Consider the following 26254-nt stretch of genomic DNA (forward strand, 5'->3'; position numbering starts at 1 on the left):
GAGTGACGACAGTCGACGAGTACCGCCTGCTCGGATTCAGCGACGAGGACCGCGAGGCCACCGAAGCGTTCGTTCCGGACCGCGAGGCGGTCGACGCATTGGCCCGGCAACTGCGCGCCGCGATCGGCAAGTTCGATGACGAGCCGGAGCTGCAGATGCCCGAGGACCCGCGGAACTCGGTCCAGGCGTTGCTCCAGACCGTGCCGGACATCCGGCGCTTCCACTCCGAGCTGGGGATCAGCGACGAGATCAGCTGGGCGACGCTCTCGGATCTCGGTCAGCAGCTCAAGGTGCATCGCCGGACCTTCGGCAGCTACGGCATGGAGACGCACTGGTGGCTGCGGATCCACTGGGCCGGGGAGATCTACGCGCTCGGGCGACTGCAGTTCCAGCTGTACCGGGTCCCGGCGGACAACCCGGTCCCGGGCACCGAGCCCGGCGAGTGGGTGCTCAACGTGCACATCCCGGAGTGGGGCCCGCTGACACCGGAGGCGGTCGACGACAGCTTCGCGCAGGCGCGTGAGTTCTTCCCGCGGTACTTCCCGCAGTACCCGGTGAAGACGGCGATCCTGTGGTCCTGGCTGATCGATCCGTACCTGCTGGACAACCTGGCGCCGGACTCGAACATGGTCCGGTTCGGCCGCCGGTTCACGCCGTACGGCAAACCGACCGACGCCCAGGACAGCGCGATCTTCTTCACCTTCCGCCACCACGGCACCGACACCCTGGACGAGCTGCCGCAGGACACCAGCCTGCAGCGGCTGGTGGTCAGCCGGATCAAGGCCGGCGGCACTTGGCAGAGCGGCTTCGGCTACCTCCGCCTCTGAGCCGTCTCAGGAGGACTTCGGTACGCCGTACCTCGTCAGCCAGCCCACTAGCTCGCGGTTGCTGACGCAGCGCACGTCGGGCTGCTTGCAGGTCTCCTGGACGAAGGTGGTCAGCGCGTCGGAGTAGACGCTGTTGTTCCACCGGTTGAAGTGGTTGCCGAGGAACAGCGGTGGGTTGCCGTTCGCCCGCGACTTCGCCAGCGCCTGGCGGTAGGTGGCGAGCACCTGCGCCCTGTAGGCGGGCGCCTGCGCCATCGGCGCCTTCTTCGCACCGGTCTGGCTGTACCAGAGGTTGTAGTCCATCGTCAGCGTCTTCTTGGTGGTCCCGGCCAGCGTGACCGACTCCAGCGGGAAGTCCCAGACGCCATTCACCTTCTTCGGCCAGGCGATGTACCCGGGCGCGGACGCGTCGTACAACATGCCGCGCTGCGCCATCGCGAGCCGGTACGCCGGCCGATTGCCCTCGAGACACGGTGTCCGCATCCCCTTCACCGTGGCCGGGTCGAACGGCGGTACGACGGGCTTGCCAGCAGCCAGCGTTGGTCCGGTCCGCACCATCCGGTCGAACGCGCTCAGCTCAGCGGTCCACTGCGCCGTGGTCCAGCGGCCGATCCCGGTCGCGCCGCAGAAGTGACCGTTCCCGTGCGTCCCGATCTCGTGGCCTTCCGCGATGGCCTGCCGCAGCACCGTCGTCCGGCCGAGCACACTGGCCGTATCACCCCAGCCGATGTCGGAAGCGCCAGGCTTGCGGTACGGCGGCCTGTAGTCGGTGCGATGTGATCCCGGATAGAGGTACGGGCCAGACAGGAAGAACGTCATCCGGGCGTTGACCTGCTTGGCCACTGCCCGCCAGTGCGACCAGAGCGCGAGATCACCGGCGCCGTCGAACGAGACCACGACGAACAGCGGCGGCTTACCGTCACGGAGCCGGGCCGGGAACAACCTGGTCACCGGGGCCGCGTCCGCGAGATTGCGCCCGGTCGTCGGCTTCGGCGTGGGCTTTGGACTGGGCGTAGGTGTGGGCTTCGGCGTGGCCGACGGTGTCTTCGTCGGCGCGGTGGGACTGTGGGTCGGGCCGCTCGGCGACGGCGCGCCCTCGAGTGGGACGTCCGCACATCCGGCCAGCAACGCCGCCATGACCGCTGCGGCGCCGAGGAGGTTCGCCCCAGGCCTCACCACCCCCCTACTGACGCACGTGGAGGCGGGAAGGTTGTCCCGGGACACGCACTCGCGCAGAAACCCAGCGGTCGATCGTTAGCCGGCTGTGATCTTGGCAGCGCGGCGCTTGACGGCGATCCGGCGCGAGGTCTCGATCACCAGGCCGATCACGAACGCCAGGCTGAGGCTGAACGCGAGCGCCTTCAGCGAGTCGTGCGCGAACGCATCTCCACCGAGGTAGCCGAGCAGTGCGACGTACGTGTAGGCGACGGTCACGCCGGCGATGGTGAAGATGATGAACTTGCGGAACGAGTACCGGGTCGCGCCCGCGGTGAGAGTCGCGACCATCCGCGCGCCGGGGATGTAGCGCACGGTCATCAGGATCAGGCCGCCGCGCGAGTGCAGCGCGGCCGAGACCTTGTCGTACAGCGCCTGTCTGCGCGCCTGGCGCTTCATCCAGCGGTGCAGCATCGGCCCGGAGCCGCGGCCCATGAAGTAGCAGGCGGACTCACCGATGACCGATCCGAGCATCGCGAGCACGATCACGAGCAGCAGGTTCTGGTGCCCCGCCGCGGCGGCCATGCCGGCCGTGACCACGAGACCCTCGCTCGGAACCACGGGGAAAACCGCATCGACCGCGGCGGCCACGAACAGGATCAGCAGAAGCCAATGTGAGGCCATCGCAACGCCGAGCAGGTGCCGCACGACCTCCATCAACTCTGTCACCCGGGTAAGGATGCCATCTCTGGTCAAACCCACCACAATCCCAAGCGTGTGATTCAGGCGTGGTTCACCGGATGTTCAGCGCCGGCGGCCGGGTGTGGTCAGAGCAGCACGGGCAGTTGGCGAATGCTGTTCATCAGCAGGCTCGCGCCGCGGGCCGGATCCTGTTCCGGTGCCGCCAGGCGCAGGTCCGGGAAGCGGTCGAACAGCATTCCCAGTGCGATCCGGCCCTCCAGCCGCGCCAGCGGGGCTCCGAGGCAATGGTGGATGCCGTGCCCGAAGGCGAGGTGGGCGTTCTCCGGCCGGGTGATGTCCAATTCGTCCGGCCGGTCGGTCTTGCGGCCGTCGCGGTTCGCGGGCAGCAGCGCGAACACGATCACCTCTCCCGCCTCGATCCGCGATCCGGCGATCTCGATCGGCGCCTGCGCGACGTACGGGATCGCGGCCTGCAGCGGGCCGTCGTACCTGAGGACCTCCTCGACGGCGGCCGGGAGCCGCTCGGGCTCAGCCTTCAGCAGGGCGAGCTGGTCCGGGCGCCGCAGCAGCGCGTGCACACCGTTGGTGATCAGGTTCACCGTCGTCTCGTGGCCGGCTGCCAGGAGCAGGAAGACCATCGAAGTGAGCTCGTCCTCGGTGAGCCGATCGCTGCCGTCGCGGGCGTCGATCAGGGCCGACAGCAGGTCCTCGGCCGGCGCCTCGCGCTTGTCCTCGATCAGGTCGCGGATGAACCCGACGATGGCTCCGGCCGCCTCGACGTACTCCTCCGGAGTGTGCACCGACGCGTCCACCGCGACCGACGACCAGCGGCGGAACTCCTCGCGATCGCGCATCGGGATGCCGATCAGCTCGCAGATCACGGTGATCGGCAGCGGGTAGCTGTACGCGTCGACCAGGTCCACCCCGTCACCGGCCGCGGCCATCTGGTCGAGCAGACCGGCCGCGATCTCGCGGATCCGCGGCTCCAGGCCCTCGATCCGTCGACGGGTGAACGCCGCGGTGACGAGCTTGCGTAACCGGGTGTGGTCCGGTGGGTTCACGACCAGCATGTGCTGCTCGGTCGCGTTCACCAGTTGGGCCGTGATCTGGTCGCGGTGCGGACCGTCCATCGGCGACCGCACGACGTCCGGATGCGCGAGCAGTGCGCGCGTCTCGGCGTACCCGGTCACCAGCCAGACCGGAACGCCGGTGAACAGCATGAGATGCGTCAACGGGCCCTTGGCCGCCAGCTCGGCGAACCCTTGGTGGCGGGCGATCCCACTGCTCACGATGAACGGCTGCGTCACATCCGCCAGCCTACGTTCGGAACGGACTGGACTTCAGTTGCTCGGCGAGCTCGGTCCGGGAGTGGATGCCGAGCTTCGCGTAGACCTTGCGGAGGTGGTACTCGACGGTCTTGGGGCTGAGAAACAACCCGGCGGCCGCCTCCCGGATGCTCTGCCCGTCCGCCAGTAGCAGCGCGATCTGCCGCTCCTGGGGCGTCAACTCGTCCGCAGTGCTCGGCACTCTGCGTCGTGCGGTCTCCCCGGTCGCCTTCAGCTCCATCGCGGCCTGGTCGGCCCACCCCGCTGCGCCCAGTGCGTCGAAGGCCTCCACGGCGAGCCTGAGCTGCGCCCTTGCATCCACTCGCCGTCTCGCACGCCGCAGCCACGCGCCGTATGCCAGCCGCGTCCTAGCCGCCTCGAACACGTCGAGGGTCTCCGCGTGCCAAGCGAGCGCTTGCATGAAGTCCCGCTCGTTGTCTCCGACCACGCCGCGCGCCCTGGCTGCCCGGGCCAACGACCACGGCTGTCCCTTCGCCTCCGCCAGGACGGTGTGCTCCTGCGCCACGCGCTCAGCATCGTCAGTCCGGCCCAACCGTCGATAGACCTCCGCCAGCTCCGGCGCCGGAGACAGATCAGGGTCCTTCAGACCGTTGGCAGCCAGTACGTCGACCAGCCGCTCGTACTGCGGCAGCGCCAGAGCCGGAGCGCCACGGCCCAGCTCCAGGTCGCCGAGCGCGAACAGCGACCAGAGCGTGCCGAGGTGGATCTCCCGCTCCGCACAGATCCGTAGGCACTCGCTGGCGAGATCCTGACTCTCCGCACGACCTTGGTGCGACGACAACCAGGCCAGTCCGGCCAGGTTCATCGCCAGCTCCGTCATCTGGCCGGTCTCGCGGGACAGCCGGATCCCCTCGTCGTACGCCGCCATCGCGTCCGTCCAACGGTCGGTCGTCGCATCGTCACGGGCCAGCACGAACAGCAGACCGGGCAGCGTGCCGAGAGCGACCTGCTCCCGCCGTTCCAGCATGGCCTGCTGCAGCAGCCCTCGACCGGTGCCACTCTCCCGGAGGAACAGTGCGGCGAGGACCATCCACACCTGCCGGCGTCGATCCCGATCCAACTCGACCGACGGCGCCATCGCGACCGCGGCCCGGATCTGGCTCGTTCCTCCTTGCCCAGCGAGGACCTTGGCGACCCCACTGGCGAGCATGCCCATGATGCGTGGACCGGGCCGCTCGACGCCGGGGAGCAAGCGGTCGATGTCGTGCGCCAGCTCCAGGCCGGCCGCCGCGTCGGACATTCGGAGGCAGGCACCGACGGCGTCGGCGAGCAGTCCGATCGCCACAGCCGGGTCCTCGCACTCGGCGGCCGCGGCGGCGAGGATGTCGCGGGCCCGGCTCGGGGATCCGCACTTGACCGCGATGTCGCCGCGGATCTCCTGCGCACCTATCCGGACCTGCAACGGTGGCTGGAGAGCCAACGCGTCGTCAAGCAAGGAGTCCGCTCGGTCTGCCAGCCCGGCTGACCAGGCCGCCTCTCCGGCCGCGACCAGTCTGACTGCCCGGTCGTGCAATCCCTCGGACAGGCGTGCTGCACGCTCATAGGCCGTTGCCGCGACGGAATGCGCACCACGAACAGCGGCGTGCTCGGCCGCGGCGTCCAACCCGGCTGCTACCTCGTCGTCGGTTCCCAGCACAGCCTCGGACAGGTGCCAGGCCCGTTTGTCCGCGTCCACCGTGACCCGAGCAACCGCCCGGTGCGCAGTACGACGCTCTGCCGGCCCAGCACTCGCGTAGATCGCTGAACGCACCAAGGGATGCCGGAACTGGACCTCGCCGTCGCGGATGGCGACCAGCGCAGCCGTCTCGGCCTCCTGCAACGTTGCGACGTCCACACCGAGCTCCTGGCACGCTCTCGCGACCGCACCGAGTTCGCTGTCGTCGAGGGCGGCCACCAGCAGCGCCGTACGTGCGTCAGGGCTGAGCCGGTTTGCCCTTGCGGTAAAGGCTTCTGCGATCAGTTCCGGCACCGGGAGAGGCGCACCCGGCGGCATGCGGTGGAGGTGGTCCGGGTCGGCGGCGAGCTCGAGCAGTGCCAGCGGGTTGCCTGCCACCGTGCTGTGCAGTTGCTCGACCAGCTCGCTCGGCAGGCCGCGCAAGATCGCCTGCGCGGCCTCGAGCGGAACGCCGTCGAGCTGGAGCACCGGAAGATCCGCCTCGGCGAGCGGATGCTGCTCCTGCGTGCGGGCGGCGATCAGCAGGACGATCGGATCGGCGACCAACCGCCGCGCGGCGAACAGCAGTGCCTCTGCGGACGGCCGGTCCAGCAGATGCGCGTCGTCGACGATCACGGCCAGCGGCGCATCTTCGGCGTACCGGCAGATCAGGCTCAGCGTTGCCGCTCCAACGGCGAACCGATCAGCTGTGGTGGCCGGCCCGAGTGCCAGTGCGGAGGCCAGTGCCGACCGCTGCGGACCGGGGATGCGATCGAGGCTGGAGAGTGCGGGCCGGAGTAGCTGGAGCAGGGCGCCGAACGGGAGTTCACGTTCGGCCTCGGTGCCGCGCGCTCTCAGGATCCGCAGTCCATGGGCCGTCGTGGCGGCCTCGTCGAGGAGGGTTGTCTTGCCGATGCCGGGTTCGCCGGTGACGAGCAGCACTCCGGCGGTGCCGACTCGCGCCCCCGCGACCAGTTGCTCGATCACCCGGCGCTCGGCCTCCCGCCCGATGAGCATGTTTGGCAGTCTGCACCAGGTGACCCACCTGATGCGATGGCCTGTCCGGGCTACCTAGGTTCGCCGTACAACCTAAAGGGGGCACAAGCAAATGACTGTTGCAATCGACGGCGACAAGCTGATGGGGTTCGTCTTCCGCGCGGTGGACGAGGTGGGCGCGACGCTGAACGCGGCCCTGGTCGTGATGGGCGACCGGCTCGGCTACTACCAGGCACTCGCCGACCACGGTCCGACCACGCCGGGCGAGCTGGCCGAGCGGACCAGTACGAGCGAGCGGTACGCGCGGGAGTGGCTCAACGCGCAGGCAGCCGGCGGCTTCGTCGAGTACGACGCGGACAGCGGCCGGTACACCTTGCCGCCAGAGCAGGCTGTCGCGATGACGGACCCGGAGAGTCCGGCGTACCTGCCGGGCTTCTTCCAGATCGCGCTGGGCACGGTGCAGCACACCACGGAGATGATCGAGGCGGCACGGAGCGGCGCCGGCATCGGCTGGCACGAGCGCACGTCGGACGTCCATCTCGGCTGCGAGCGGTTCTTCCGGCCGTCGTACAACGCGAACCTGCTGACCAGTTGGCTACCCGCTCTGGATGGCGTAGTGGCGAAACTGGAGAGCGGTGCAACGGTGGCCGACATCGGCTGCGGGCACGGCGCGTCCACGATCCTGATGGCGAACGCCTTCCCGCAATCGACGTTCGCCGGTTCGGACTATCACCAGGAGTCGATCGAGACGGCCAGGCTGCGCTCGGCCGAGGCGGGCCTTGGCGAGCGGGTGTCCTTCGAGGTGGCTCCCGCCGCCGGATTCAGCGGGTCCGGCTACGACCTCGTCACGACCTTCGACGCGTTGCACGACATGGGCGACCCGGTCGGTGCGGCCCGTCATGTGCGGGAGGCACTGGCACCCGACGGCACCTGGATGTTGGTGGAGCCAATGGCCGGTGACAAGGTCGAAGACAACCTGAACCCAGTGGGACGTGCGTACTACGGCTTCTCCACCCTGCTGTGTACGCCGGCATCGCTCTCGCAACCGGTCGGACTGGCACTCGGCACCCAGGCGGGCCCGGCGCGGATCCAGGACGTCACCACGGCGGCCGGGTTCACCAGGTTCCGTACGGTCGCGCAGACCCCGTTCAACCTGGTCTTCGAGGTTCGGCCCTGACCTTGACAAACAGTTCACCAGTTGGTGAAGTGTTTGCGTGCTGACGACGACCTTCGGTGCGCTCGCGGACCCGACCCGGCTGGCGATCGTGAGCCGGCTGAGCCGGGGCGACGCGACCATGGGGGAGCTCGCGGAGCCGCACCGGATCACCTCGCCCGCGATGACCAAGCACGTCGGAGTGCTGGTCGACGCGGGCTTGGTGGCCCGGCGCAAAGTCGGCCGGACCGTGGTGTGCACGATCCGGCCGGAGGCGTTCACGGAGGTCGAGCAGTGGCTCGGCGACCTGACGGCGTACTGGCACAGCACGGTCGACCGACTGGAAGAACTGCTGCGAGGAGGCGGGGATGGGACCTGACATCCGGATCGACAGGGTGCTGCCGGCAACGATCGGGAGGGTGTACGAGGCCTGGACCCGGGCGGAGTTGCTGACGCAGTGGTACTGCCCGAACCCTGACCTGGAGCTGAAGGTGCAGGCCGACGTACGGGTCGGGGGCGACTACGTGGTCGAGATGGGACCGCATGTCGTCCGGGGCACGTACCTGGAGGTCGAGCCGCCGCACCGGCTGGCGTTCAGCTGGAAGTGGGACGGCACCGAGGACGAGCCGACCCGGGTGGAGGTCGAGCTGACCGAGGTCCCCGACGGCACCCGGATGCTGCTCATCCACAGCGGTTTCGCCACCGAGGAGGACGCGACGAACCACCGGATGGGCTGGGAGCCCGAGCTGGGCCGCCTGGCCGGGTTGCTCACCGCTCAGCAGCCCGACCCTGCGACCGATCGAGGCTGACCACCAAGGCTTCTGCTGGTTCAGAAATGAGTCGAGCCCCGGGCGGCAACCCGGGGCTCAGGCGGATGGATGGACAGTTGGCGTATCAGCTGCCGGACTTGCGCCGGAATTGGCGCCTCTGCTTGTCGTTGTGCGCCTCGCCGACGCCCTCACGCCGCGTCCCGGACCCCGGGTGCGCGTTGTTGTGGGCGTTCTTCTTCTCGAGCGCCTCCTTGAACTTCTTCTGCAGATCGTCCGCCGGCTCGCTGGACTTGTCGCTCATACCGTCTCCTTCACAAACCGTCAGGCGTACACACCCCACGCTAACCAACTGTGACGGCACCCGCGAGGGGATTATCGTCGCAGCGCTCCCGCCGGGCCTGTCGCACGCGTCACGTCACCGTTGGCTCACCGCGGACGGGCAGCCGGGCTGGCCACAGTCCTCGGACTCAGGGACCTCACCGTTGAGGTCGTGTTCGTAGGCGTAGTGGAAGCAGTCCCAGTGCATCCGCTCGAAGACCTCGTAGTCGTCGCGGCTGGACTCCACCTGCTCGCCGCAGCGCATGCACGTCTGGTCGCCCACCCGGGCAAGGTACCCCTCGATCTCACTCTGAGGAAAACCCCCACGGACTGTCGTAGCTCGCTGTTAGCGTCGTGAACGAGACGATGAAAGGGGACGCACGTGCTGGTCAGTAGTGAGGCGATGCTCGGGATCGCGTTGGTCGAGCTGGGTCTGGTGGTCACGCCAGGGCCGAACATGATCTACCTGATCTCGCGATCGATCTCGCAGAGCCGCCGCGCCGGGCTGATCTCGCTGGCCGGTGTCGGCGTCGGCTTCGGGGTGTATTTGCTCGCGGCAAGCGTCGGCCTGGCCACCCTGTTCGCGCTGGTCCCGGAGATCTACGTGACGCTGAAGCTCGCGGGCGCGGCGTACCTGCTCTGGCTTGCCTGGAACGCGTTCCGCCCTGGCGGCAAGTCCGTCTTCGCGACCCAGGAGCTGGAGCCGGACCGGCCGCGGAAGCTGTTCGGCATGGGCCTGCTCACCTGCCTGCTGAACCCGAAGATCGCGATCCTCTACATCTCCGTGCTGCCGCAGTTCCTCGACCCATCGCGCGGCCATGTCGGCACCCAGAGCATGATCCTCGGCCTGATCCAGACCGCGGTCGGCGTCGGGGTGAACGCGATCTTCGTCATCACCGCCAGTTCGGTCGCCGTGTTCCTCACCCGCCGTCCCACCTGGATGCGCATCCACCGCTACCTCACCGGCACCGCCCTAGCCGCCTTCGCCATCCGCCTGGCCACCGACAAAGCCCGCCCCCTCGCCACGCACTGAGCCGCGTCGCGCCGTGCTGATCTGATGGCTTATTGATGTGCGGCCCTGGACGGACTCCCGGATACTGCTGGGCGTGTCGATGCATCCTGGACAACTCGACGTGACGACGGACCTGGTGGCGCGGCTGATCGAGTCGCAGCACCCGGAGTGGAGCGGCCTGCCGATCCGAGGGGTTCCTTCGCACGGCACGGTCAACGCGTTGTTCCGGATCGGCGACGGGGTGGTCGCGCGCTTCCCGATCCAGCCGGGCGACGCTGCCGATGTGCGCAAGGACCTCGACGACGAGGCCGACGCCGCCCGTCGTTTGCACGCGATCTCGCCGTACCCGACGCCGGAGCCGGTCGCGATCGGTGAACCCGGTGAGGGCTACCCGCTGCCGTGGGCGATCTACACCTGGCTCAACGGCACCATCGCGTACGACGCCGATGTCGCCGGATCGACTGCGTTCGCCGAGGATCTGGCGCGATTCGTGCTCGCACTGCGCGTCGTCCCGACCGATGGGCGCGAGTTCACCGGCACGTGGCGCGGCGGCGTACTGACCAGCCAGGACGAGTACGTCGCCGACGGGCTGCAACGCTCTCGCGGGATGATTGACGTGGACGCACTCGGCCGGTTGTGGGCCGATCTCCGTACCACCCCACGCACCGAGCCGGACGTCTGGGCGCATCGCGACCTGATGCCGGGCAACCTGCTGGTGGTCGGCAACCGCCTGGTCGGGGTGATCGACGTCGGCACGTTCACGGTCGCCGATCCGGCCATCGACCTGCAGCCCGCCTGGAACCTGCTCGATGTGCCGGCCCGCGCCGCGTTCCGGACTGCCCTCGGCAGTGATGACGACGAGTGGCGTCGCGGGATGGGCTGGTCGTTCGCCCAGGCCATCGGGTGTCTCTGGTATTACGTCGAGACCAACCCGGTCATGTCGCGCACCGCCCACCACACACTGACGGCGCTGCTCACTGCTTGGTAGTCACGAACACGAACTCTTTCCCGGGGCGGTCCGGCGCCTCCCGCACCTCGTCAACCGTGAACCCCGCGGCCGTCAGCGACTTCTCGAGCTCGTCCCGCTCCCGGAACCACAAGGTCGAATCCGACGTGAGCACCGCACCATCGGACTCGAACACATAGGTGCCCCGGAACGAAACGTACGGCAGCTCGACGGCGAGGAGATCGGACCAGCTCTCCACCGTGTCCACGCCCTCGACCGTCACGACCTGGTGCGTGTGCTCCCGGGTCCACTCTTCCCACGCCCGCTTCGCCGGATCTCGCGTCTCGAACACGAACCGCCCACCGCGCCGCAGAGCTTGGTGTACGCCGGCCAGCGTCGCCGCCCACTCCTCGTCGGTCAGGAACACCTGCGCCACGTTCCCCGTCATCACCGCGAGGTCAACCTCCAGCGGCGGCAACGTCGTCGCGTCCCCATGAATCCAGCGCACCCGATCGGCGTACTTCTTGCCCTTAGCAACTTCCAGCGAGGCCTCGGCCGGATCCACCCCGACCACATCAACCCCCTGCCCCGCCAGCAAGCAGCTCAGTTCCCCGGTCCCACACCCGACGTCGAGCACCCGCCGTACCCCGAACTCCCCCACCATCGCGGCGTAATGCTGCAGATCCTCCCGCCCCGCATCCAGCGCGTCATAAACCGCCACCAACCGACGCACCCCAAACAAAGCATCAACCATCCCGCGACGCTAACCCGCCCCGCACCGCCCCGCGACCACATTTCCGCGATCGGTCCTGCGCGGTCGCAATCATGAAGTGCCCCAAGCATCACCTGCCCCCGTGCAACTCCACACAAACCCAACGGATCCCCAGACCCCGGCGCCTACCCGAGATCCTCGAAGGAGTCCTCACCGGGCCGCCACACCATGAAGGACCTGTCCTCGAACCCGCCGAGCATCGCGATCTCAGGACTGACGAGCTCGTCTGACCTGGGATGCAGCACGATCGATCCGCCGGCGAAGTCGATCTGAAGACCACGCCCGGTCTCCTCGACCGTCGCGACCACCCGCCCAGGAATGAACGAGCGCAGCGCATCGGAGTACCCGACGTCACCGTCGTACAGCCGGGAATCGCCCACCTGCACACCCGGCATGACATCGCAGTTCAGCACCGGCAGCTCATCGGAGCCGATGGAGTCGAAGCGCAACTGCACGTAGTCCATCACAAACTGAACCGAGTACAGCCGGAACCCGACCAACCGCCCCGCCCCAGCAACTCGTTCGGTACGTACGTCACCGGATTCGACTCCAAGCCCACGAACTGATCAGACACTGCAGCGGAATTCGACTACGTCGCCGTCCCACCCCCACCCCCGAAGGGGTACTTCTCTTTAGACGTTGAAGCGGAACTCGACTACGTCGCCGTCTTGCATGGTGTAGTCCTTGCCTTCCATGCGGACCTTCGCGGCGGAGCGGGCCGCGGTCATGGTGCCGGCGTCCATCAGGTCGTCGTACGAGACGATCTCGGCCTTGATGAAGCCTCGCTGGAAGTCGGTGTGGATGACGCCGGCCGCCTCCGGTGCGGTGGCGCCGCGCTTGATGGTCCAGGCGCGGGCTTCCTTCGGACCGGCGGTGAGGTACGTCTGCAGGCCGAGGGTGTCGAACCCGACCCGGGCCAGCACGTCCAGACCCGGCTCGTCGATGCCCATCTCCGCGAGCATCTCCCGCGCCTCGTCCTCGTCGCCGAGCTCGACCAGCTCCGCCTCGAACTTCGCGTCCAGGAAGATCGCCTCGGCCGGCGCCACCAGATCACGCATCTGCTGCTTCAAAGCCTCATCGGCGAGCTCGTCCGCGTCGCAGTTGAACACGAACAGGTACGGCTTGGCCGTCATCAGCATCAGTTCACGGATCGCATCGCGGTCCACGTCGGACGCGATGATCGGCGTACCCGCCTCGAGGTGCTTCTGCGCGGCCCGGACCGCCTCGAGCACGACCGCGCTCTCCTTCTTCAGCCGGGCTTCCTTCTCCAGCCGCGGGATCGCCTTCTCGACGGTCTGCAGGTCGGCCAGGATCAGCTCGGTCTGGATGGTGGAGATGTCGTCGGCCGGCGAGACCTTGCCGTCGACGTGGGTGACGTCGTCGTCGCGGAACACCCGGGTGACCTGGCAGATCGCGTCCGACTCACGGATGTGGCTGAGGAACTTGTTGCCCAGCCCCTCGCCCTCCGACGCGCCGCGGACGATGCCGGCGATGTCGACGAACTGCACGGTGGCAGGAATCACCTTGGCCGAGTTGTACAGCTCGGCCAGCTTGCCGAGCCGTGCGTCCGGTACGCCGACCACGCCCACGTTCGGCTCGATGGTCGCGAACGGATAGTTCGCGGCGAGCACGTTGTTCTTGGTCAGCGCGTTGAACAGGGTGGACTTGCCCGCATTGGGGAGCCCGACGATTCCGATGGTGAGTGCCACGGGCGTCAAGAGTACGCGGCCGGGGCGCATGGACCCCAATTCAGATCAGGAACGCCTCCAGCTCAGCGGCGTACCAGCGGCTGGTGCGGCCGATCGACCGCATGCCCAGGCGGCGGCACACTGCCAGTGACGCCGTGTTGTCCGGACGAACCACCGCGTGGATCTCACCGAGGCCGGCCTTGAATCCGCGTGCGATCGCACCACCCGCCGATTCTGTCGCGAGACCGCGCCCCCACGCGTCCGGATGGAAGTGCCAGCCGACCTCGACCTCCCCCTTGCTCGCGATCCCGTCGGACGGATCAGGCAGCGGAACGAGGAGAACAGTCCCCGCGACCGTGCCGGTCGACCGCTCCTCCACCGCCCAGACGCCGTACACCGGGTCCTGGTTGCGCTCGTTCCACCGCTTGATCACCCGCGCGGCCGCGTCGCGGTCCGTCATCAACCGCGGCTCGGCGCCGAGCCAGCGCGACACTTCCCAGCGCCGGTAGATGTCGAACACCCGATCCTCGTCCGTGTCCGCCCAGCCACGCACCACGAGCCGGTCCGTCTCGTAGACCACGTTCGGAGCCATCGCGGCACCTCCCCCTTCCGATTCATGGAGCCGTCCGAACCAGCCGGGGGCAAGCCGCGTCTCCACTCTGTGACCAGTTGGAGAGATCGCCGTGGCCATCGATCACGCTTCGTGTCCGGATGCCTGCAATTCCTGCATTTCGGGTGGCTCGAGGTCGTCTCCTGCCTGTTCCCGATCTGCCTGTTCGCCGGCCTGGCCGTCTCGAAGTACGTCGATCTCCCGATCGACCGGTACGACGCCCTGCTCGCGTACTGCCTCGGTCTCACCCTGCTGTTCTGGGTGGTCGGGCTGGAGACGTGGCGCGAGGTCGCGGTGATCTTCGCGTTCCACCTGGTCGGGCTCGGTCTCGAACTGTTCAAGGTGCAGGTCGGGTCGTGGCAGTACCCGGGCGACGCGGTCACGAAGTTCGCCGGAGTGCCGCTGTTCGCCGGATTCATGTACGCCGCGGTCGGCAGCTACATCTGTCAGGCCTGGCGCCGGTTCGACCTGCGCGTGAGCAGCTACCGTTCCGTGCCCACCACGGTCCTCGCCGTACTGATCTATGCGAACTTCTTCACCCACCACTGGATCGTCGATCTCCGCATCCCGATCGCGCTCGCCCTCCTCGTCGTCCTGCGTCGTACCTGGGTCTTCTTCACGGTCGGCTCACGGCGCTATCGCATGCCGCTCGCGCTGTCGTTCGGCCTGATCGGCTTCTTCCTGTGGATCGCGGAGAATTTCGGCACCTTCCTGGACGCGTGGAACTATCCCGACCAGGTCGACGTGTGGCGCCTCGTTCACCCGGCCAAGTTCGGCGCGTGGGCTCTGCTCGTCAGCATGAGCTTCGTCCTCGTTGCCAGCGTCAAGTCTTTGGAGGGCCGTCTCTACCACCGCGGCACGCCCGCCACCGTCTCGACGCCGGAGGCAACGAACGTCGAGCCGGCCGACCTTCCAGCGAACATCACGGCGGCTGAGATCGCACCGCAACATGGGGATGCCAACCAGAGCTCACGGTAGGGCGTCTTCCCGGGTGTGAGGCTCCTTCGGGGGAGCAACTGGGGAAATCCGCCTGATCTGTGAGGGAGCATCATGTCCCGGAAGTTCGCCGCTTTCGTCGCGACCGGTGTGGCGTTGGCCGTCGTTGTCGGATCGCTGCTGACCTTGGCACTAGCACATTCGCGAGCGCCGAAGCCCGCCGTCGCGACCACACAGACCTCTGCCACACCGACCGTGACGCCGACCCAGACACCGATCGTCAACGCTCCACCGACCACGCGCCATACTCCGGCCCCGGACCCGACCGCAGCGCTTGCTGCAGGCAACAAGAAGGTCCTGTTTCTGAGCTTCGACGACGGGCCGGACCCGCTCTGGACTCCACGGATCCTGCAGATCCTGGCCAAGCACGGCGCGCACGCGACCTTCTTCGAACTCGGCTCCATGCAGGCCGCGCACCCGGGTCTACGTGAACAGGTGCTTGCCGCAGGCAACACCATCGGCAGCCACTCGATCACTCACCCGCAACTCACCGCTCTCCCTGCCGCCAAACGCCGGCACGAGATCTTCGACGGACCGAAGTCCACCTGCTACCGCCCCCCGTACGGCGCATCGAACCCGAAGGTCCGCGCCGACATCAAAGCGGCCGGCATGACCCAGGTCCTCTGGGACGTCGACCCCCGCGACTGGGCCCGCCCAGGCACGACCGCGATCGTCCACAACATCCTCACCCACGCCCACCGCCGCAACATCATCCTCCTCCACGACGGCGGCGGCGACCGCTCCCAAACCGCCGCCGCCCTGGACAAAGTCCTCCCCCTCCTCAAATCCCAGGGCTACACCTTCCCCGCCATGACCTGCTGACCCTCAGCATGCCGAGCGGCAGGCGACCGCACACGGCACCGAGTCGGCACTCTCTCGGCAATTTCGCGGCACTTGGCCGCGTGTTGGCGGAAAGTGTCGGTGGGGTTGGGCACTATCGGTGACATGACGGGTACGACGGTGTTGTTGGTGTTGCTGTTCCTGGCGGTGGGGTTGCTGCTGGGGGCTGTGTTCGGCGTGCTCTGGGTGCGGGGGCGGGATGGGGCTCAGCTTGCGCGGGTGACTGCCGAGCGGGATGCGGCCGAGGATCGGGTTGTCGAGCTGACGCAGGAGCGGACCACGGTCGGGCAGCAGATGGGTGGCCAGGCTGTGGTCAAGGAGGCTCTGGATCGCCTGCATGTGCAGCTGAATCAGCTCGAGCAAGGCCGGGCCGCGTGGCAGAGCCAGCTGCATCAACAGGTCAACGAAGTGCGGATGAGTGGCGAGGCGTTGCGTCGCGAGACGGCGTCGTTGTCGACCGCGTTGCGCAAGCCGCAGGTGCGTGGGCGCTGGGGTGAGCTGCACCTGCGCCGGACCGTTGAGCTGGCCGGCATGGTGGCGCATTGCGACTTCACCGAACAGACCACGACGGTCGGCGAGGACGGCGTACTGCGTCCTGACCTCGTCGTACGACTTGCCGAGGGCAAGAATCTGGTCGTCGACTCGAAGGTGCCGCTGGCTGCCTTCCTCGAGGCGGCGGAGTCGGACGACGCTGGGTTCCGCGAGGAACGGTTGCGTGCGCATGCCAGGCATCTGCGGACGCATGTCGATCAACTGGCGTCGAAGGCGTACTGGACACGACTGTCGCCGTCACCGGAGTTCGTCATCCTCTTCGTGCCTGGCGAATCGTTCCTGTCCGCGGCGCTCGACGTCGAGCCGTCCTTGCTGGAGTACGCCGCTGAGCGCCGGGTGATCCTGGCGACGCCGACCACGCTGATCGCGACGTTGCGGGCCGCGGCGTACGCCTGGAATCAGTCGGCGCTGACCGAGTCGGCGCAGCAGGTCTTCGAGCTGGGTCGCGAGCTGTACGAGCGTCTCAGCACGATGGGCGAGCACTTCGGACGAGTCGGGCGGTCCCTCACCTCCGCCGTGGAGGCCTACAACGGGACCGTCGGGTCGTTCGAACGCCGGGTCTTCATCACCGCCCGCAAACTCCGCGACCTCCACGTCACCGAAGCCGAGCTCACCGCCATGGAATCCATCGAAGCCTCGGTTCGCCCCCTCACGGCTCCAGAGTTCCTCGCCCTGGAGGACCGCGAGCCAACCCGCCGCTGGCCACCCACCCAAGCCGGCTAACCCCACCCCGATTCGAGCTGGATCGGGGTGGGTGCGGTTAGGGGGTTGGGGGGTTAGGGGGTTAGGGGGTTAGGGGGTTGCGGGGGCTGGGTGGGGGGACTGGGTTGTGGGGGTTTGGGCGGGTGATGGGTGTGGGGTGGCGGCGGGGTTGCGGGTGCGGAGGCCTATCCAGATCAGTAGTGCGCTGACGAGGGTGAAGGCGACGTCCGCACTCAGTGCCAACCGGTGGCCATTCACCAGCGTCGCCTGTGTGGCAGCGATCGCGAACAGAGCCGGCGTACCTATCGTGACGGCGACCTCGCCGGTCATCGAGCTCAGCCCGGTCGCCAGCCCCTGATCCTCGTCGCTCACGCCGGAGGTCGCAGTCACCGTGAACGCGACGATCGCACCCACGTGCCCGAAGAAGCCGACGAACAACGCCGGGACCAGAATCACCAGCGCGACCCAGGTCTGCGTCCCGAGGAACACGATCGGAAGCGTCGCCAGACCCTGGACGGCCAGCCCCACCGTCAGCACCTTCCGATAACCGATGCGTGCGATGACGCGACCGGCGACCACGCCGGCCGCCACCGAGGCGACGCCCGGGATGCCGAAGACGAGGCCGGTCTGGAACGGCGACAACCCCAGTACGTGCTGCACGTACAGCGTGGTCAGCACGATCATCGCCGGCTCCATCGCCCCGATCACCAGCCCGGCATAGTTGCCCCAGGCCACCGAAGGCCGGGTCAGGATCCGGATCGGGACGAGCGGCGCGGCCGACCGCCGTTCGATCAGCCCGAACGCGATCAGCAGCAGTACGCCGACCGCCCCCGCCGGCAGGCTCCGCTCGATCACCGCATAGACGACGGCCAGCAGACCACCGGTCACCGTCATGGCTCCTGGCACATCCAGCTTCACCCGCTCCGGCGCCTTGCTCTCGTTGATCACGAACGGCGCGACCACCAGGACGATCACGACGGCCGGCACGTTGATGAAGAACGCCGCACGCCAACCGAGCAGGCTGACCAGCGCACCCCCGACCAACGCGCCGACGGCGAAACCGGCCGAGAGCAGCGCGCCACGCAGACCGAGGACGCGCGCCCGCACGGAGGCCTCCGAGAACGTGGTCGTGAGCAGAGCCATCGTCGCGGGCATCGCCATCGCGGTCGCCACACCCTGCAGCGCCCGAGCAGTCAGCATGACCTCGGCGTGATTCGCCAGGCCGCCGAGGACGGATGCCGCCGCCAGCAACGCCATCCCGGACAGGAACAGCCTGCGGCGACCGAAGAAGTCCGCCAGCCGACCGAACAACAGCATGCAGCCGGCCGCGGGAAGCGCGAACGCCGAAGTGATCCACGGCAGCCCCTCCGGACCCAGCCCAACACCTGCTCCGGCCTGCGGCAAAGCCACGTTGAGGATCGAGAAGTCGACCGACAGCATGAACCCGGCCCCCAGCAGAACGAGCAGGATCACGCGTTGCCGGGTGCTGAACCGGTACGACGCGGTGGTGTCCATGAGAAGCTCCATCCAGTAGCAACTGATCGATTGCTACTTTATAGCAACCGTCGGGTTGCATCAACCACCGACCATCACCCCTGTCGGAAAGCCGACAGGAGTGGGCTGTTGACACCCAGGGGTGGGGATACGCAACGATGAGAGCGCTCTCACTCGGTCCTTCGGTGATCTACCGTCCCTCGCCGTGCGGACCTGGGCGCCGGTTCGGGCGCTGTTGCGGCCTGGTAGCGCGACAGCTCGGCCGGCCGGTGCCTCGCCTTCTCGAACGGGACTGACCTGAGGAGGATCTGTGCGCATCACACACCGACTGCTGGCGCTCGCCGCGGCCGCGGCGACCGTGGCCGGCGTGCTGACGGCCGTCATCGACCAGCCCGCCCAAGCGGTTCCGGCCACCATCCCGCTGAAGATCACCAACAACTCGGGCCGCGGTGACGCGGTCTACATCTACAACCTGGGCACGAACCTGGCCACCGGACAGCAGGGCTGGGCCGATGCCTCCGGCAACTTCCACGCCTGGCCGGCCGGCGGCAACCCGCCCACACCGGCACCCGACGCGTCGATCGTTGGCCCATCCAACGGACAGTCGACGACCATCCAGATGCCGAAGTTCTCCGGCCGGGTGTACTTCTCGTACGGCCAGAAGCTCGTCTTCAAACTGACCACCGGCGGCCTGGTCCAGCCCGCCGTACAGAATCCGAGCGATCCGAACCGGAACATCCTGTTCAACTGGTCGGAGTACACCCTCAACGACTCGGGCCTGTGGATCAACAGCACGCAGGTCGACATGTTCTCCGCGCCGTACGCCGTCGCCGTACAACTCCCCGACGGCAGCACCAAGACCACCGGACACCTGAAATCCGGCGGGTACAACGGCTTCTACAACGCACTCCGCGGTCAGTCCGGTGGGTGGGGCAACCTGATCCAGACAGCCCCGGACGGGTCAGTACTGCGAGCGCTCTCACCCCTGTACGGCGTGGAGACCGGCGCTCTCCCGGCGAGCGCGATGGACGACTACGTGAACCGGGTCTGGGCGAAGTACACCAACGAGACCCTGACAGTCACACCGTTCGGCGGCCAGCCGAACCTCAATTACTTCGGTCGCGTGTCCGGCAACGTCATGAACTTCACCAACAGTTCGGGCGCGGTCGTCACGTCGTTCCAGAAGCCCGACTCGGCCAGCATCTTCGGTTGCTTCAAGTTGCTCGACGCACCGAACGACCAGGTCCGCGGCCCGATCTCGCGGACGCTGTGCGCGGGCTACAACCGCTCGACCCTGTTGGTGAACCCGAACCAGCCGGACCCGAACAACAGCAGCTTCTACCTGGACTCTGTCACCAACCACTACGCCCGCAACATCCACGCGCAGATGGTGGACGGGAAGGCGTACGGCTTCGCCTTCGACGACGTCGGCAACCACGAAGCGCTCGTCCACGACGGCAACCCCCAGCAGGCGAGCCTCATCCTGGACCCCTTCAACTGAAATGAACCCGCGGGGCCGCCGAGGGCTTGACTCCGCCCTTGGTTAGTGGCAACTTACCGTTCGTGGGGACTTACGGATCACTCGAGGCGGCGGGACCGGTGCTGGATGCACTCGGCGATCCGACCCGACGGGTGATTCTGGAGACACTGCGACGCGGCGGCCCCTGCTCGGTCAGCACCTTGGCCGGGCAGGTGCCCGTCAGCCGGCCGGCGATCTCGCAGCACCTGAAGGTGCTCGGGGCGGTCGGGCTGGTGCGCCACGAATCGCGCGGGACGCGCAACATCTATCGCATCCACCGCACGGGTCTCGACGAACTCCGGGACTGGCTCGACCAGTTCTGGGGCGACGCACTGGAGGCGTACGCCGACCACATCCGACGGACCGAAGACCGGACTGTCCCTGGAAGGCCTGACGTGCGGACCGAGGAGGAGCGGGATGAACATTGACCAAGGCCTGGCGCCGTTGGTGAAGAAGGTCGTTGTGCCGGTCGGCACCGAGCGCGCGTTCGAGGTGTTCACCGCCGAGATCTCCGCGTGGTGGCCGATGGCGTCGCACTCGGTCGGCGAAGAAACCGCCCGCGCCATCCGGGTCGAGAGCTTCGTCGGCGGACGGATCATCGAGTACGGCGACGACGGCGAGGTCGCGACCTGGGGCACGATCTCGGACTGGGATCCGCCCACCTCCCTCAGCTTCAGCTGGCATCCGGGCAGCGACCCACAGCAAGCAGGCCAGGTGACCATCACGTTCACCCCAGTCGACGACGGCACCGAGCTCGCCCTGGCGCACGCCGGCTGGGAGCGCCGCCCCGACGGCGTCCGGGCGCGCACCGGGTACGACACCGGCTGGGACTACGTCCTCGGTCAGTACGTCGCCGCCACGCGGTAGCGCTCGACTTCCGGCCCACCGTCACCGGATAGTGGGCGAATGGCGAATGCTCCCGTCGATCTCCGCGCATTGGAAGCCTCGCTGCGACCGCATGGCGAGTCCGTCATGCTGCCACGCGAGGCCTACACGGACCCCGCCGTACTGGCCTGGGAACGCCGGCATTTCTTCGCCGCCAGCTGGAGCTGTCTCGGCCGGGTCGACGAGTTGTCCACCGATACGACGCACCGCGCGATCACGGTCGGCGACATCTCCGTCGTGCTGACCTTCGGGGAGCGACCGCGCGCGTTCGCCAACACCTGCAGGCATCGCGGGCATGAGCTGCTGCAGAACGACGAGAGCAGCGAACGGCGATCCGTGGTCTGCCCGTACCACGGCTGGTCGTACGAACTCGACGGCGCGGTGAAGGCAGCACCCCGGATGGGCGACGCCTTCGACCCCGCGCCGTACAACCTCGTCGAACTGCCCGCGGAGGTTTGGCACGGCTGGCTGTTCGTGAATGCGACCGCAACGGCCGGCCCGTTCGGCGAGCACCTCGGCGGACTCACCGATCTCGTCGCGCCGTACGCGCCGGAATCCCTCCAGCTGAAGGCGCGGCACCAGTACGACGTCGCGTCGAACTGGAAGACGATCGTCGAGAACTACCACGAGTGCTACCACTGCCCGCTGATCCATCCCGAGCTCTGCAAGGTGTCACCGCCCAACTCCGGCGACAACTGGAACCTCCCCGGCGCCTGGGTCGGCGGACTGATGGATCTGCGACCAGGGGTCGAGACGATGTCGCTCGACGGACGCTCACGAGGGATCGCCTTGCCGGGCGTGGATCCACGCCGGGTGAACTACCTCGGCCTGTTCCCCAACCTGCTGATCTCGCTCCACCCCGACTACGTGATGACCCACCGCCTCGAGCTCCGCGCACCAGGCCTGACCGCGATCGAGTGCTCGTGGTACTTCCCGGCCGAAGTGCAGGATCCGTCGTACGCCGTGGAGTTCTGGGACGTGACGAATCGCGAGGACTGGGCCGCGTGCGAGTCGGTCCAGCGGGGAGCCGAGTCGCCGCACTTCCGGCCCGGCCCGCTGGCACCCGCGGAGGACGCTGTCTACGCGTGGGTGACGATGATCGCCCGCGGATACCTCGGCAAGCCGCTCAGCAATCAGTAGCCGAGGGTGAAGCGCCGGCGGTTGTGGGCCGGACGCTCGAGCTCGTCGACCGCCGCGACCGCGAAGTTCTCGGCCGAGATGTGGTCACCGACCGGCTCGTCGAGACCGAGCCGGAAGGCGCCGGTGCGCTCGCCGGGCGCGATCACGAAGGCCGGGGCCAGCATTGTCCAGTTGACGTCGTCGCCGGTGGCGCGCAGTACCTCGAGCGCCTGGGCGACCGTGAGCGACTCCCCCTTGTACTCCGCCGGGAAGTCCGGACCGTCGACGACCCGGCTGCCGTTGATCTCCAGGCCGCCGGCGCCACCGATCGTCAGCAGGCGCGTCGTCGTACCGCTGACGGCCGCGATCAGATTGTCGATGGCATCCAAGTAGTCCTGGTGGTCGCCGGCGGTCCGGCTCGGGCCCAGCGCGGCGACCAGCACATCAGCCTCGGCCGTGAACTCCTTCGCCAGGGCCACATCGTTGGCACTCCCCTGCACCGCCTGGACGCCGGCCGGAAGCTCACCGCCCGAGCGGGTGATGCCGGTGACCTCGTGGCCGCGGCTGACCGCCTCGGCGGCGATCCGGCTGCCGACCATGCCACTCGCACCGTAGACCGCGATCTTCATACTGACGCTTCCCTTCGATCTGGATGAAATCTCAACTTGTTCTCCAATAGTATCGATTGGTTACTGAGTACTTCAACGTGCTATAAGTACCTTATGGTTACTAATGGCCAGACCTGGGTCCGGGGCGATCTCTTCGACCCGAACTGCGCGACCCGGGTGATCCTGGACCGGATCGGCGACAAGTGGACGGCGCTCGTCGTACTGCGGCTGAAGGACGGGCCGCGCCGGTTCACCGAACTGCGCGACGGGATCGGCCAGGTCGCACCCAAGGTGCTGACGCAAACCCTGCGCCGGCTGGAGCGCGACGGCCTGGTCACCCGCGAGATCTTCGCCGAGGTCCCGCCCCGCGTCGTCTACGCCCTGACCCCGATGGGCGAGTCCCTGATCGAGCCGATCACGGCGGTCAGCAACTGGGCCGAGGAGCACGTGCCCGCCATCACCCGGGCCCAGGAGAAGTACGACGCTTCGGCGTGACAGATCACAACTTCGCACCCGGCCGATCGCGACTCAACCTTTTGATCCCACCCGGTCATCACACTTCTGACCGATACGGAAGCACTGGGGGTTGGGATGGATCCAGGACGGGACACGGAGTTCGCCGAGTTCGTCGACGGGCGCTTCACCGCGCTGCAACGGTTCGGGTACCTGCTGACGGGTGAGTGGCATCTGGCCGAGGATCTGGTCCAGACCTCGCTGACGAAAGTGTGGTTCCACCGCAACTCGCTGCGCAGCGGTACGGCGATGGAGAGTTACACGCGCACGGTGATGGTCAACACCAGCACGCAGTGGTGGCGGCGCAGATGGAGGGGTGAGACGCCGACCGATCGGCTGCCGGAGACGCACGCTCCGTCGGAGTACGGCACGGTCGACGACCGCGACCTGCTGCTCCGTGCGCTCGCGACCCTGCCGCGCCGCACCCGCGCGACCGTGGTACTGCGCTACTTCGAGGACCTGCCTGAGTCCGAGATCGCCCAGATCATGGGCTGCTCGCTCGGCACCGTGAAATCCAACGTCTCCCGCGGACTCGCCAAGCTCCGCGAACACCACCTGGTCGCCGCCGTTGCCGCTCCGGCCCAGAAGGAGGGCTGATCCATGACCGACGATCTCAAGGACAGGTTCGAGCAACTGGTGGCCGATCCGCCCCCGCCGACCGGCGTGCCGAGTCAAGCGGTGGCCGCGAGGGTCCGGACGGTACGGCGGCGTCGTACCGCCGGTGTGGTCACGCTGGCCGCGGCCGCGGTCGTCGCCATTGCCGTTGCCGCAGGCAACCTCACCGACATCGACAGCGCGCCGCCGGTGACCAACACGCCCAGCGCGCCGGTAACGGTCGTCACCGGCCCGCCGACCGCTGCACCGACGACGATCCCACCATCGCCAGTCGTCACGCACACGGTCGGCCCGACGGGGAGCACCAAGACCGGAGGCACCACGGGAACCACGGCCGGGGCGACGACAGGGCACACCCAAGGGACCGGGACGACGAAGACGCCGCCCGCCCGGCCGCCACTGTCGGCCCACGTCAAACTGAACCCGATCATCAACGGCCGGACCGTCACGATGCGGGTGACCGTGTCCGGAACCGTCCTCGTGCCGACCGTGGAAGGCAAGAACCTCCCGGCCGACACGTCCTTCCTCAATCTGTCCGGCGGAACGCAGTACTACTGGGGCGATGGCGAAGAGGGCGGTTCGGACGGCGGCTCGATGAGCTGCGACGGGGCGAAGACGCGGAAGACCGGACAGGAGACGTACACGGCCGAAACGCACACCTACACCAAGCCGGGCACGTACACCTTCCGCTACACGGTGCGGTATTGCAACATCGGCGACACCGTCAAGACCGTCAAGGTGACGGTCAAATAGTCCAGGCGTGGTCTGACGTACCGGTCGTGGGAAGGCCGGCGGCCTTGAGGTCACTGCGGAGCTCACGAGGCAGAGCGAAAGTCAGGCTCTCCTCGGCCGTGGTGACCTCTTGGACGTCGGCGTACCCGCGCTCGGCCAGCCAGCGCAGGACGTCGCGGACCAGCACCTCCGGCACGCTCGCGCCGCTGCTGACGCCGACGGAGTCGACACCCTCGAGCCACGCCTCGTCGATCTCGTCGGCGTAGTCGACCAGGTAGCCGGCCTTGGCACCGTGCTCGACGGCCACCTCGACCAGGCGGACCGAGTTCGACGAGTTGCGGGAACCGACCACGATCATCAGGTCGGCCTCAGCGGCGAGCTTCTTCACCGCGGCCTGGCGGTTCTGGGTCGCGTAGCAGATGTCGTCGCTCGGCGGGTCCTGCAGCTTCGGGAACCGCTCACGCAGCCTGCGGACCGTCTCCATGGTCTCGTCCACGGACAGCGTGGTCTGGGACAGCCAGACGACCTTCTCGGGGTCGCGGACAGTCACATTCGGTACGTCGCCCGGGCCGTCGACGAGGTGGACGTGCTCCGGCGCCTCACCGCTGGTGCCGATGACCTCCTCGTGGCCTTCGTGGCCGATGAGCAGGATGTCGTAGTCGGTGGCGGCGAAACGCTTGGCCTCGTGGTGCACCTTGGTGACCAGCGGGCAGGTGGCGTCGATCGTCTTCAGTTGCCGCGCGGCCGCTTCCTGGTGCACCACCGGGGCGACGCCGTGTGCGGAGAAGATGACCGTCTGCCCCTCGGGCACCTCATCGGTCTCGTCGACGAAGATCGCACCGCGCGACTGCAGGGTGTGCACGACGTGCTTGTTGTGCACGATCTCCTTGCGGACGTAGACCGGCGGCCCATAGAGGTCGAGCGCCTTCTCCACCGCCACGACCGCCCGATCCACACCGGCGCAGTACCCGCGCGGGGCAGCGAGCAGCACCCGCTTCGTCCGCACCGCGGTCGTCGGTTGAGTGTTGTCAGGCTGGGCAGTCACGTCCCCATGGTACGGGCCGCCGTCAGCGCAGCCGGAGTTGACCGGATTTGTGTGAACAGCGTCACGGAGACGAGTCGAGGAGCCGTCCGCCCTGTCCGGACGGCTCCCCCGTGGGAGGTGTTCCAATGCCTCAAGGATGCGGTGGAATCTCTTTGTCCGCAAAGGATTTTCCGTCGGCCCACGCGCGGATCGCCGCGAAATCAGTTGCCGTCAGCCCGGTTCGCGGATCCACCTGATGCACCAACTGGTGGTCGCGACGGAAGAACCTGACGTCGTCGGAGTCCACGTCGTCGTCGATCCAGACGAACGGTCGGTTTCCCACCCAGTCGGCGACGTACGGCGTCTTCCACGATCCGCGGCGTACCGGCGTACGGTCCGGCCAGAGGATCGTCGGGAGATCGCTTGGCAGGCCGAGCAACGGGGAGAGCAGGCGGTTGGCGCCGTGTTCCCAGCTGGTGGCCCAGACGAGGTCGAACGTGCCGGCGAGCGCCTTCAGCTCCACTCCGTGCTGCGGGTTGATGCGCACCTCCCAGGTCCGCTCCCCCTCGACGATCTCGTGCCGCACGTAGCCAGGCGGAGTCTCCCGCGACCGGTACGGATTCAGCGGACCGTCGAAATCGAGCAGAAGCAAGGGACGCATGCGCTCAAGCCTGGCAGCTCACGCCGCTCGGCGTACTTCCGGAAG

30 protein-coding genes are annotated in these 26254 nt (G+C 67.8%); 16 read left to right on the top strand and 14 right to left on the bottom strand.

Annotated elements, in window-relative coordinates:
• Positions 1-2 precede the first annotated feature (2 nt).
• Complete coding sequence (locus tag E0H75_RS27075; protein WP_131516451.1) at positions 3-827, top strand: acyltransferase domain-containing protein; 825 nt, start codon at positions 3-5, stop codon at positions 825-827.
• A 6-nt stretch (positions 828-833) separates the two neighbouring features.
• Here the strand turns inward: E0H75_RS27075 and E0H75_RS27080 are convergent, their stop codons facing one another.
• The 4 genes from E0H75_RS27080 to E0H75_RS27095 form a co-directional block, all read right to left on the bottom strand.
• Positions 834-2003, bottom strand: a complete 1170-nt coding sequence (locus E0H75_RS27080) for a polysaccharide deacetylase family protein (protein ID WP_131516452.1) — start codon at positions 2001-2003, stop codon at positions 834-836.
• A 78-nt stretch (positions 2004-2081) separates the two neighbouring features.
• Positions 2082-2711 (bottom strand): DedA family protein, encoded by a 630-nt coding sequence (locus E0H75_RS27085; protein WP_238163303.1) that lies wholly within the window; start codon positions 2709-2711, stop codon positions 2082-2084.
• 98 nt (positions 2712-2809) lie between these two features.
• Positions 2810-3991 carry a cytochrome P450 family protein gene (locus tag E0H75_RS27090; protein ID WP_131516453.1) on the bottom strand — a complete coding sequence of 394 codons (1182 nt, stop codon included), beginning with the start codon at positions 3989-3991 and terminating at the stop codon, positions 2810-2812.
• A 10-nt stretch (positions 3992-4001) separates the two neighbouring features.
• The gene (locus E0H75_RS27095) at positions 4002-6701 is read right to left on the bottom strand and encodes a helix-turn-helix transcriptional regulator (protein ID WP_131516454.1); all 2700 of its coding nucleotides are present in this window, start codon (positions 6699-6701) and stop codon (positions 4002-4004) included.
• 91 nt (positions 6702-6792) lie between these two features.
• Between E0H75_RS27095 and E0H75_RS27100 the strand changes: the two genes are divergently transcribed.
• From E0H75_RS27100 to E0H75_RS27110, 3 genes are read left to right on the top strand one after another with little or no spacing between them, the layout of a single operon-like run.
• Positions 6793-7857: a class I SAM-dependent methyltransferase gene (locus tag E0H75_RS27100; protein ID WP_131516455.1), complete on the top strand. Its 1065-nt coding sequence runs from the start codon at positions 6793-6795 to the stop codon at positions 7855-7857.
• A gap of 37 nt (positions 7858-7894) precedes the next feature.
• A complete protein-coding gene (locus tag E0H75_RS27105) occupies positions 7895-8212 on the top strand; it encodes an ArsR/SmtB family transcription factor (protein ID WP_131516456.1) in 318 nt (105 codons plus the stop codon).
• Positions 8202-8642, top strand: coding sequence for an SRPBCC family protein (locus E0H75_RS27110; RefSeq protein ID WP_131516457.1), 441 nt, complete (start codon positions 8202-8204; stop codon positions 8640-8642). Before E0H75_RS27105 ends, E0H75_RS27110 begins: the two co-directional genes overlap by 11 nt.
• 85 nt (positions 8643-8727) lie before the next feature.
• On the opposite strand, the gene E0H75_RS43220 is transcribed toward E0H75_RS27110, so the two are convergent.
• The gene (locus E0H75_RS43220) at positions 8728-8904 is read right to left on the bottom strand and encodes a DUF5302 domain-containing protein (protein WP_165554049.1); all 177 of its coding nucleotides are present in this window, start codon (positions 8902-8904) and stop codon (positions 8728-8730) included.
• Between the two features lie 114 nt (positions 8905-9018).
• Positions 9019-9204 (bottom strand): hypothetical protein, encoded by a 186-nt coding sequence (locus E0H75_RS27115; RefSeq protein ID WP_131516458.1) that lies wholly within the window; start codon positions 9202-9204, stop codon positions 9019-9021.
• Positions 9205-9303: 99 nt separating this feature from the next.
• Here E0H75_RS27115 and E0H75_RS27120 point away from each other — a divergent pair, with 99 nt between their 5' ends.
• Entirely contained in the window at positions 9304-9954 is a 651-nt protein-coding gene (locus E0H75_RS27120; RefSeq protein WP_202873187.1) for a LysE family translocator, read from the top strand.
• Positions 9955-10033: 79 nt separating this feature from the next.
• Positions 10034-10921: an aminoglycoside phosphotransferase family protein gene (locus E0H75_RS27125; protein ID WP_131516649.1), complete on the top strand. Its 888-nt coding sequence runs from the start codon at positions 10034-10036 to the stop codon at positions 10919-10921.
• Here E0H75_RS27125 and E0H75_RS27130 read toward each other — a convergent pair.
• From E0H75_RS27130 to E0H75_RS27145, 4 genes are all read right to left on the bottom strand, one after another.
• Positions 10908-11600 carry a class I SAM-dependent methyltransferase gene (locus tag E0H75_RS27130; RefSeq protein ID WP_238163304.1) on the bottom strand — a complete coding sequence of 231 codons (693 nt, stop codon included), beginning with the start codon at positions 11598-11600 and terminating at the stop codon, positions 10908-10910. The two genes, E0H75_RS27125 and E0H75_RS27130, sit on opposite strands and share 14 nt — an antisense overlap.
• A gap of 176 nt (positions 11601-11776) precedes the next feature.
• Positions 11777-12115 (bottom strand): hypothetical protein, encoded by a 339-nt coding sequence (locus tag E0H75_RS27135; protein WP_238163320.1) that lies wholly within the window; start codon positions 12113-12115, stop codon positions 11777-11779.
• 168 nt (positions 12116-12283) lie between these two features.
• Positions 12284-13360 (bottom strand): redox-regulated ATPase YchF, encoded by a 1077-nt coding sequence (gene ychF, locus E0H75_RS27140; RefSeq protein WP_131516461.1) that lies wholly within the window; start codon positions 13358-13360, stop codon positions 12284-12286.
• Between the two features lie 40 nt (positions 13361-13400).
• A complete protein-coding gene (locus E0H75_RS27145) occupies positions 13401-13931 on the bottom strand; it encodes a GNAT family N-acetyltransferase (protein ID WP_131516462.1) in 531 nt (176 codons plus the stop codon).
• Positions 13932-14042: 111 nt separating this feature from the next.
• Between E0H75_RS27145 and E0H75_RS27150 the strand changes: the two genes are divergently transcribed.
• The 3 genes from E0H75_RS27150 (at position 14043) to E0H75_RS27160 (ending at position 17060) form a co-directional block, all read left to right on the top strand.
• Positions 14043-14927 (top strand): DUF817 domain-containing protein, encoded by an 885-nt coding sequence (locus E0H75_RS27150; protein WP_131516463.1) that lies wholly within the window; start codon positions 14043-14045, stop codon positions 14925-14927.
• Between the two features lie 72 nt (positions 14928-14999).
• Complete coding sequence (locus tag E0H75_RS27155) at positions 15000-15767, top strand: polysaccharide deacetylase family protein (RefSeq protein WP_131516464.1); 768 nt, start codon at positions 15000-15002, stop codon at positions 15765-15767.
• Between the two features lie 123 nt (positions 15768-15890).
• On the top strand, positions 15891-17060 hold the full coding sequence (locus tag E0H75_RS27160) for a DNA recombination protein RmuC (protein WP_131516465.1): 1170 nt from the start codon (positions 15891-15893) through the stop codon (positions 17058-17060).
• 69 nt (positions 17061-17129) lie between these two features.
• Here the strand turns inward: E0H75_RS27160 and E0H75_RS27165 are convergent, their stop codons facing one another.
• Positions 17130-18554, bottom strand: a complete 1425-nt coding sequence (locus tag E0H75_RS27165; protein ID WP_131516466.1) for an MFS transporter — start codon at positions 18552-18554, stop codon at positions 17130-17132.
• A 289-nt stretch (positions 18555-18843) separates the two neighbouring features.
• Here E0H75_RS27165 and E0H75_RS27170 point away from each other — a divergent pair, with 289 nt between their 5' ends.
• The 4 genes from E0H75_RS27170 (at position 18844) to E0H75_RS27185 (ending at position 22077) form a co-directional block, all read left to right on the top strand.
• Positions 18844-20034, top strand: a complete 1191-nt coding sequence (locus E0H75_RS27170; RefSeq protein ID WP_131516467.1) for a glycoside hydrolase family 64 protein — start codon at positions 18844-18846, stop codon at positions 20032-20034.
• A 62-nt stretch (positions 20035-20096) separates the two neighbouring features.
• Positions 20097-20480 (top strand): ArsR/SmtB family transcription factor, encoded by a 384-nt coding sequence (locus tag E0H75_RS27175; RefSeq protein ID WP_202873189.1) that lies wholly within the window; start codon positions 20097-20099, stop codon positions 20478-20480.
• Positions 20470-20919, top strand: coding sequence for an SRPBCC domain-containing protein (locus tag E0H75_RS27180; protein ID WP_131516469.1), 450 nt, complete (start codon positions 20470-20472; stop codon positions 20917-20919). Before E0H75_RS27175 ends, E0H75_RS27180 begins: the two co-directional genes overlap by 11 nt.
• A 39-nt stretch (positions 20920-20958) precedes the next feature.
• Complete coding sequence (locus E0H75_RS27185; RefSeq protein ID WP_131516470.1) at positions 20959-22077, top strand: aromatic ring-hydroxylating oxygenase subunit alpha; 1119 nt, start codon at positions 20959-20961, stop codon at positions 22075-22077.
• Here E0H75_RS27185 and E0H75_RS27190 read toward each other — a convergent pair.
• Complete coding sequence (locus E0H75_RS27190) at positions 22071-22685, bottom strand: NAD(P)-dependent oxidoreductase (RefSeq protein ID WP_131516471.1); 615 nt, start codon at positions 22683-22685, stop codon at positions 22071-22073. The two genes, E0H75_RS27185 and E0H75_RS27190, sit on opposite strands and share 7 nt — an antisense overlap.
• 93 nt (positions 22686-22778) lie before the next feature.
• Here E0H75_RS27190 and E0H75_RS27195 point away from each other — a divergent pair, with 93 nt between their 5' ends.
• From E0H75_RS27195 to E0H75_RS27205, 3 genes are all read left to right on the top strand, one after another.
• The gene (locus tag E0H75_RS27195; RefSeq protein WP_131516472.1) at positions 22779-23159 is read left to right on the top strand and encodes a winged helix-turn-helix transcriptional regulator; all 381 of its coding nucleotides are present in this window, start codon (positions 22779-22781) and stop codon (positions 23157-23159) included.
• A 96-nt stretch (positions 23160-23255) separates the two neighbouring features.
• The gene (locus E0H75_RS27200; RefSeq protein WP_131516473.1) at positions 23256-23774 is read left to right on the top strand and encodes a SigE family RNA polymerase sigma factor; all 519 of its coding nucleotides are present in this window, start codon (positions 23256-23258) and stop codon (positions 23772-23774) included.
• Between the two features lie 3 nt (positions 23775-23777).
• Positions 23778-24545: a hypothetical protein gene (locus E0H75_RS27205; RefSeq protein WP_131516474.1), complete on the top strand. Its 768-nt coding sequence runs from the start codon at positions 23778-23780 to the stop codon at positions 24543-24545.
• On the opposite strand, the gene E0H75_RS27210 is transcribed toward E0H75_RS27205, so the two are convergent.
• Entirely contained in the window at positions 24538-25569 is a 1032-nt protein-coding gene (locus E0H75_RS27210; protein ID WP_131516475.1) for a 4-hydroxy-3-methylbut-2-enyl diphosphate reductase, read from the bottom strand. The genes E0H75_RS27205 and E0H75_RS27210 overlap by 8 nt on opposite strands.
• A 130-nt stretch (positions 25570-25699) precedes the next feature.
• A complete protein-coding gene (locus E0H75_RS27215; RefSeq protein ID WP_131516476.1) occupies positions 25700-26209 on the bottom strand; it encodes an HAD domain-containing protein in 510 nt (169 codons plus the stop codon).
• Positions 26210-26254 lie beyond the last annotated feature (45 nt).

The organism is Kribbella capetownensis (genome assembly GCF_004331485.1).
Classification (GTDB): Bacteria; Actinomycetota; Actinomycetes; order Propionibacteriales; family Kribbellaceae; genus Kribbella; species Kribbella capetownensis.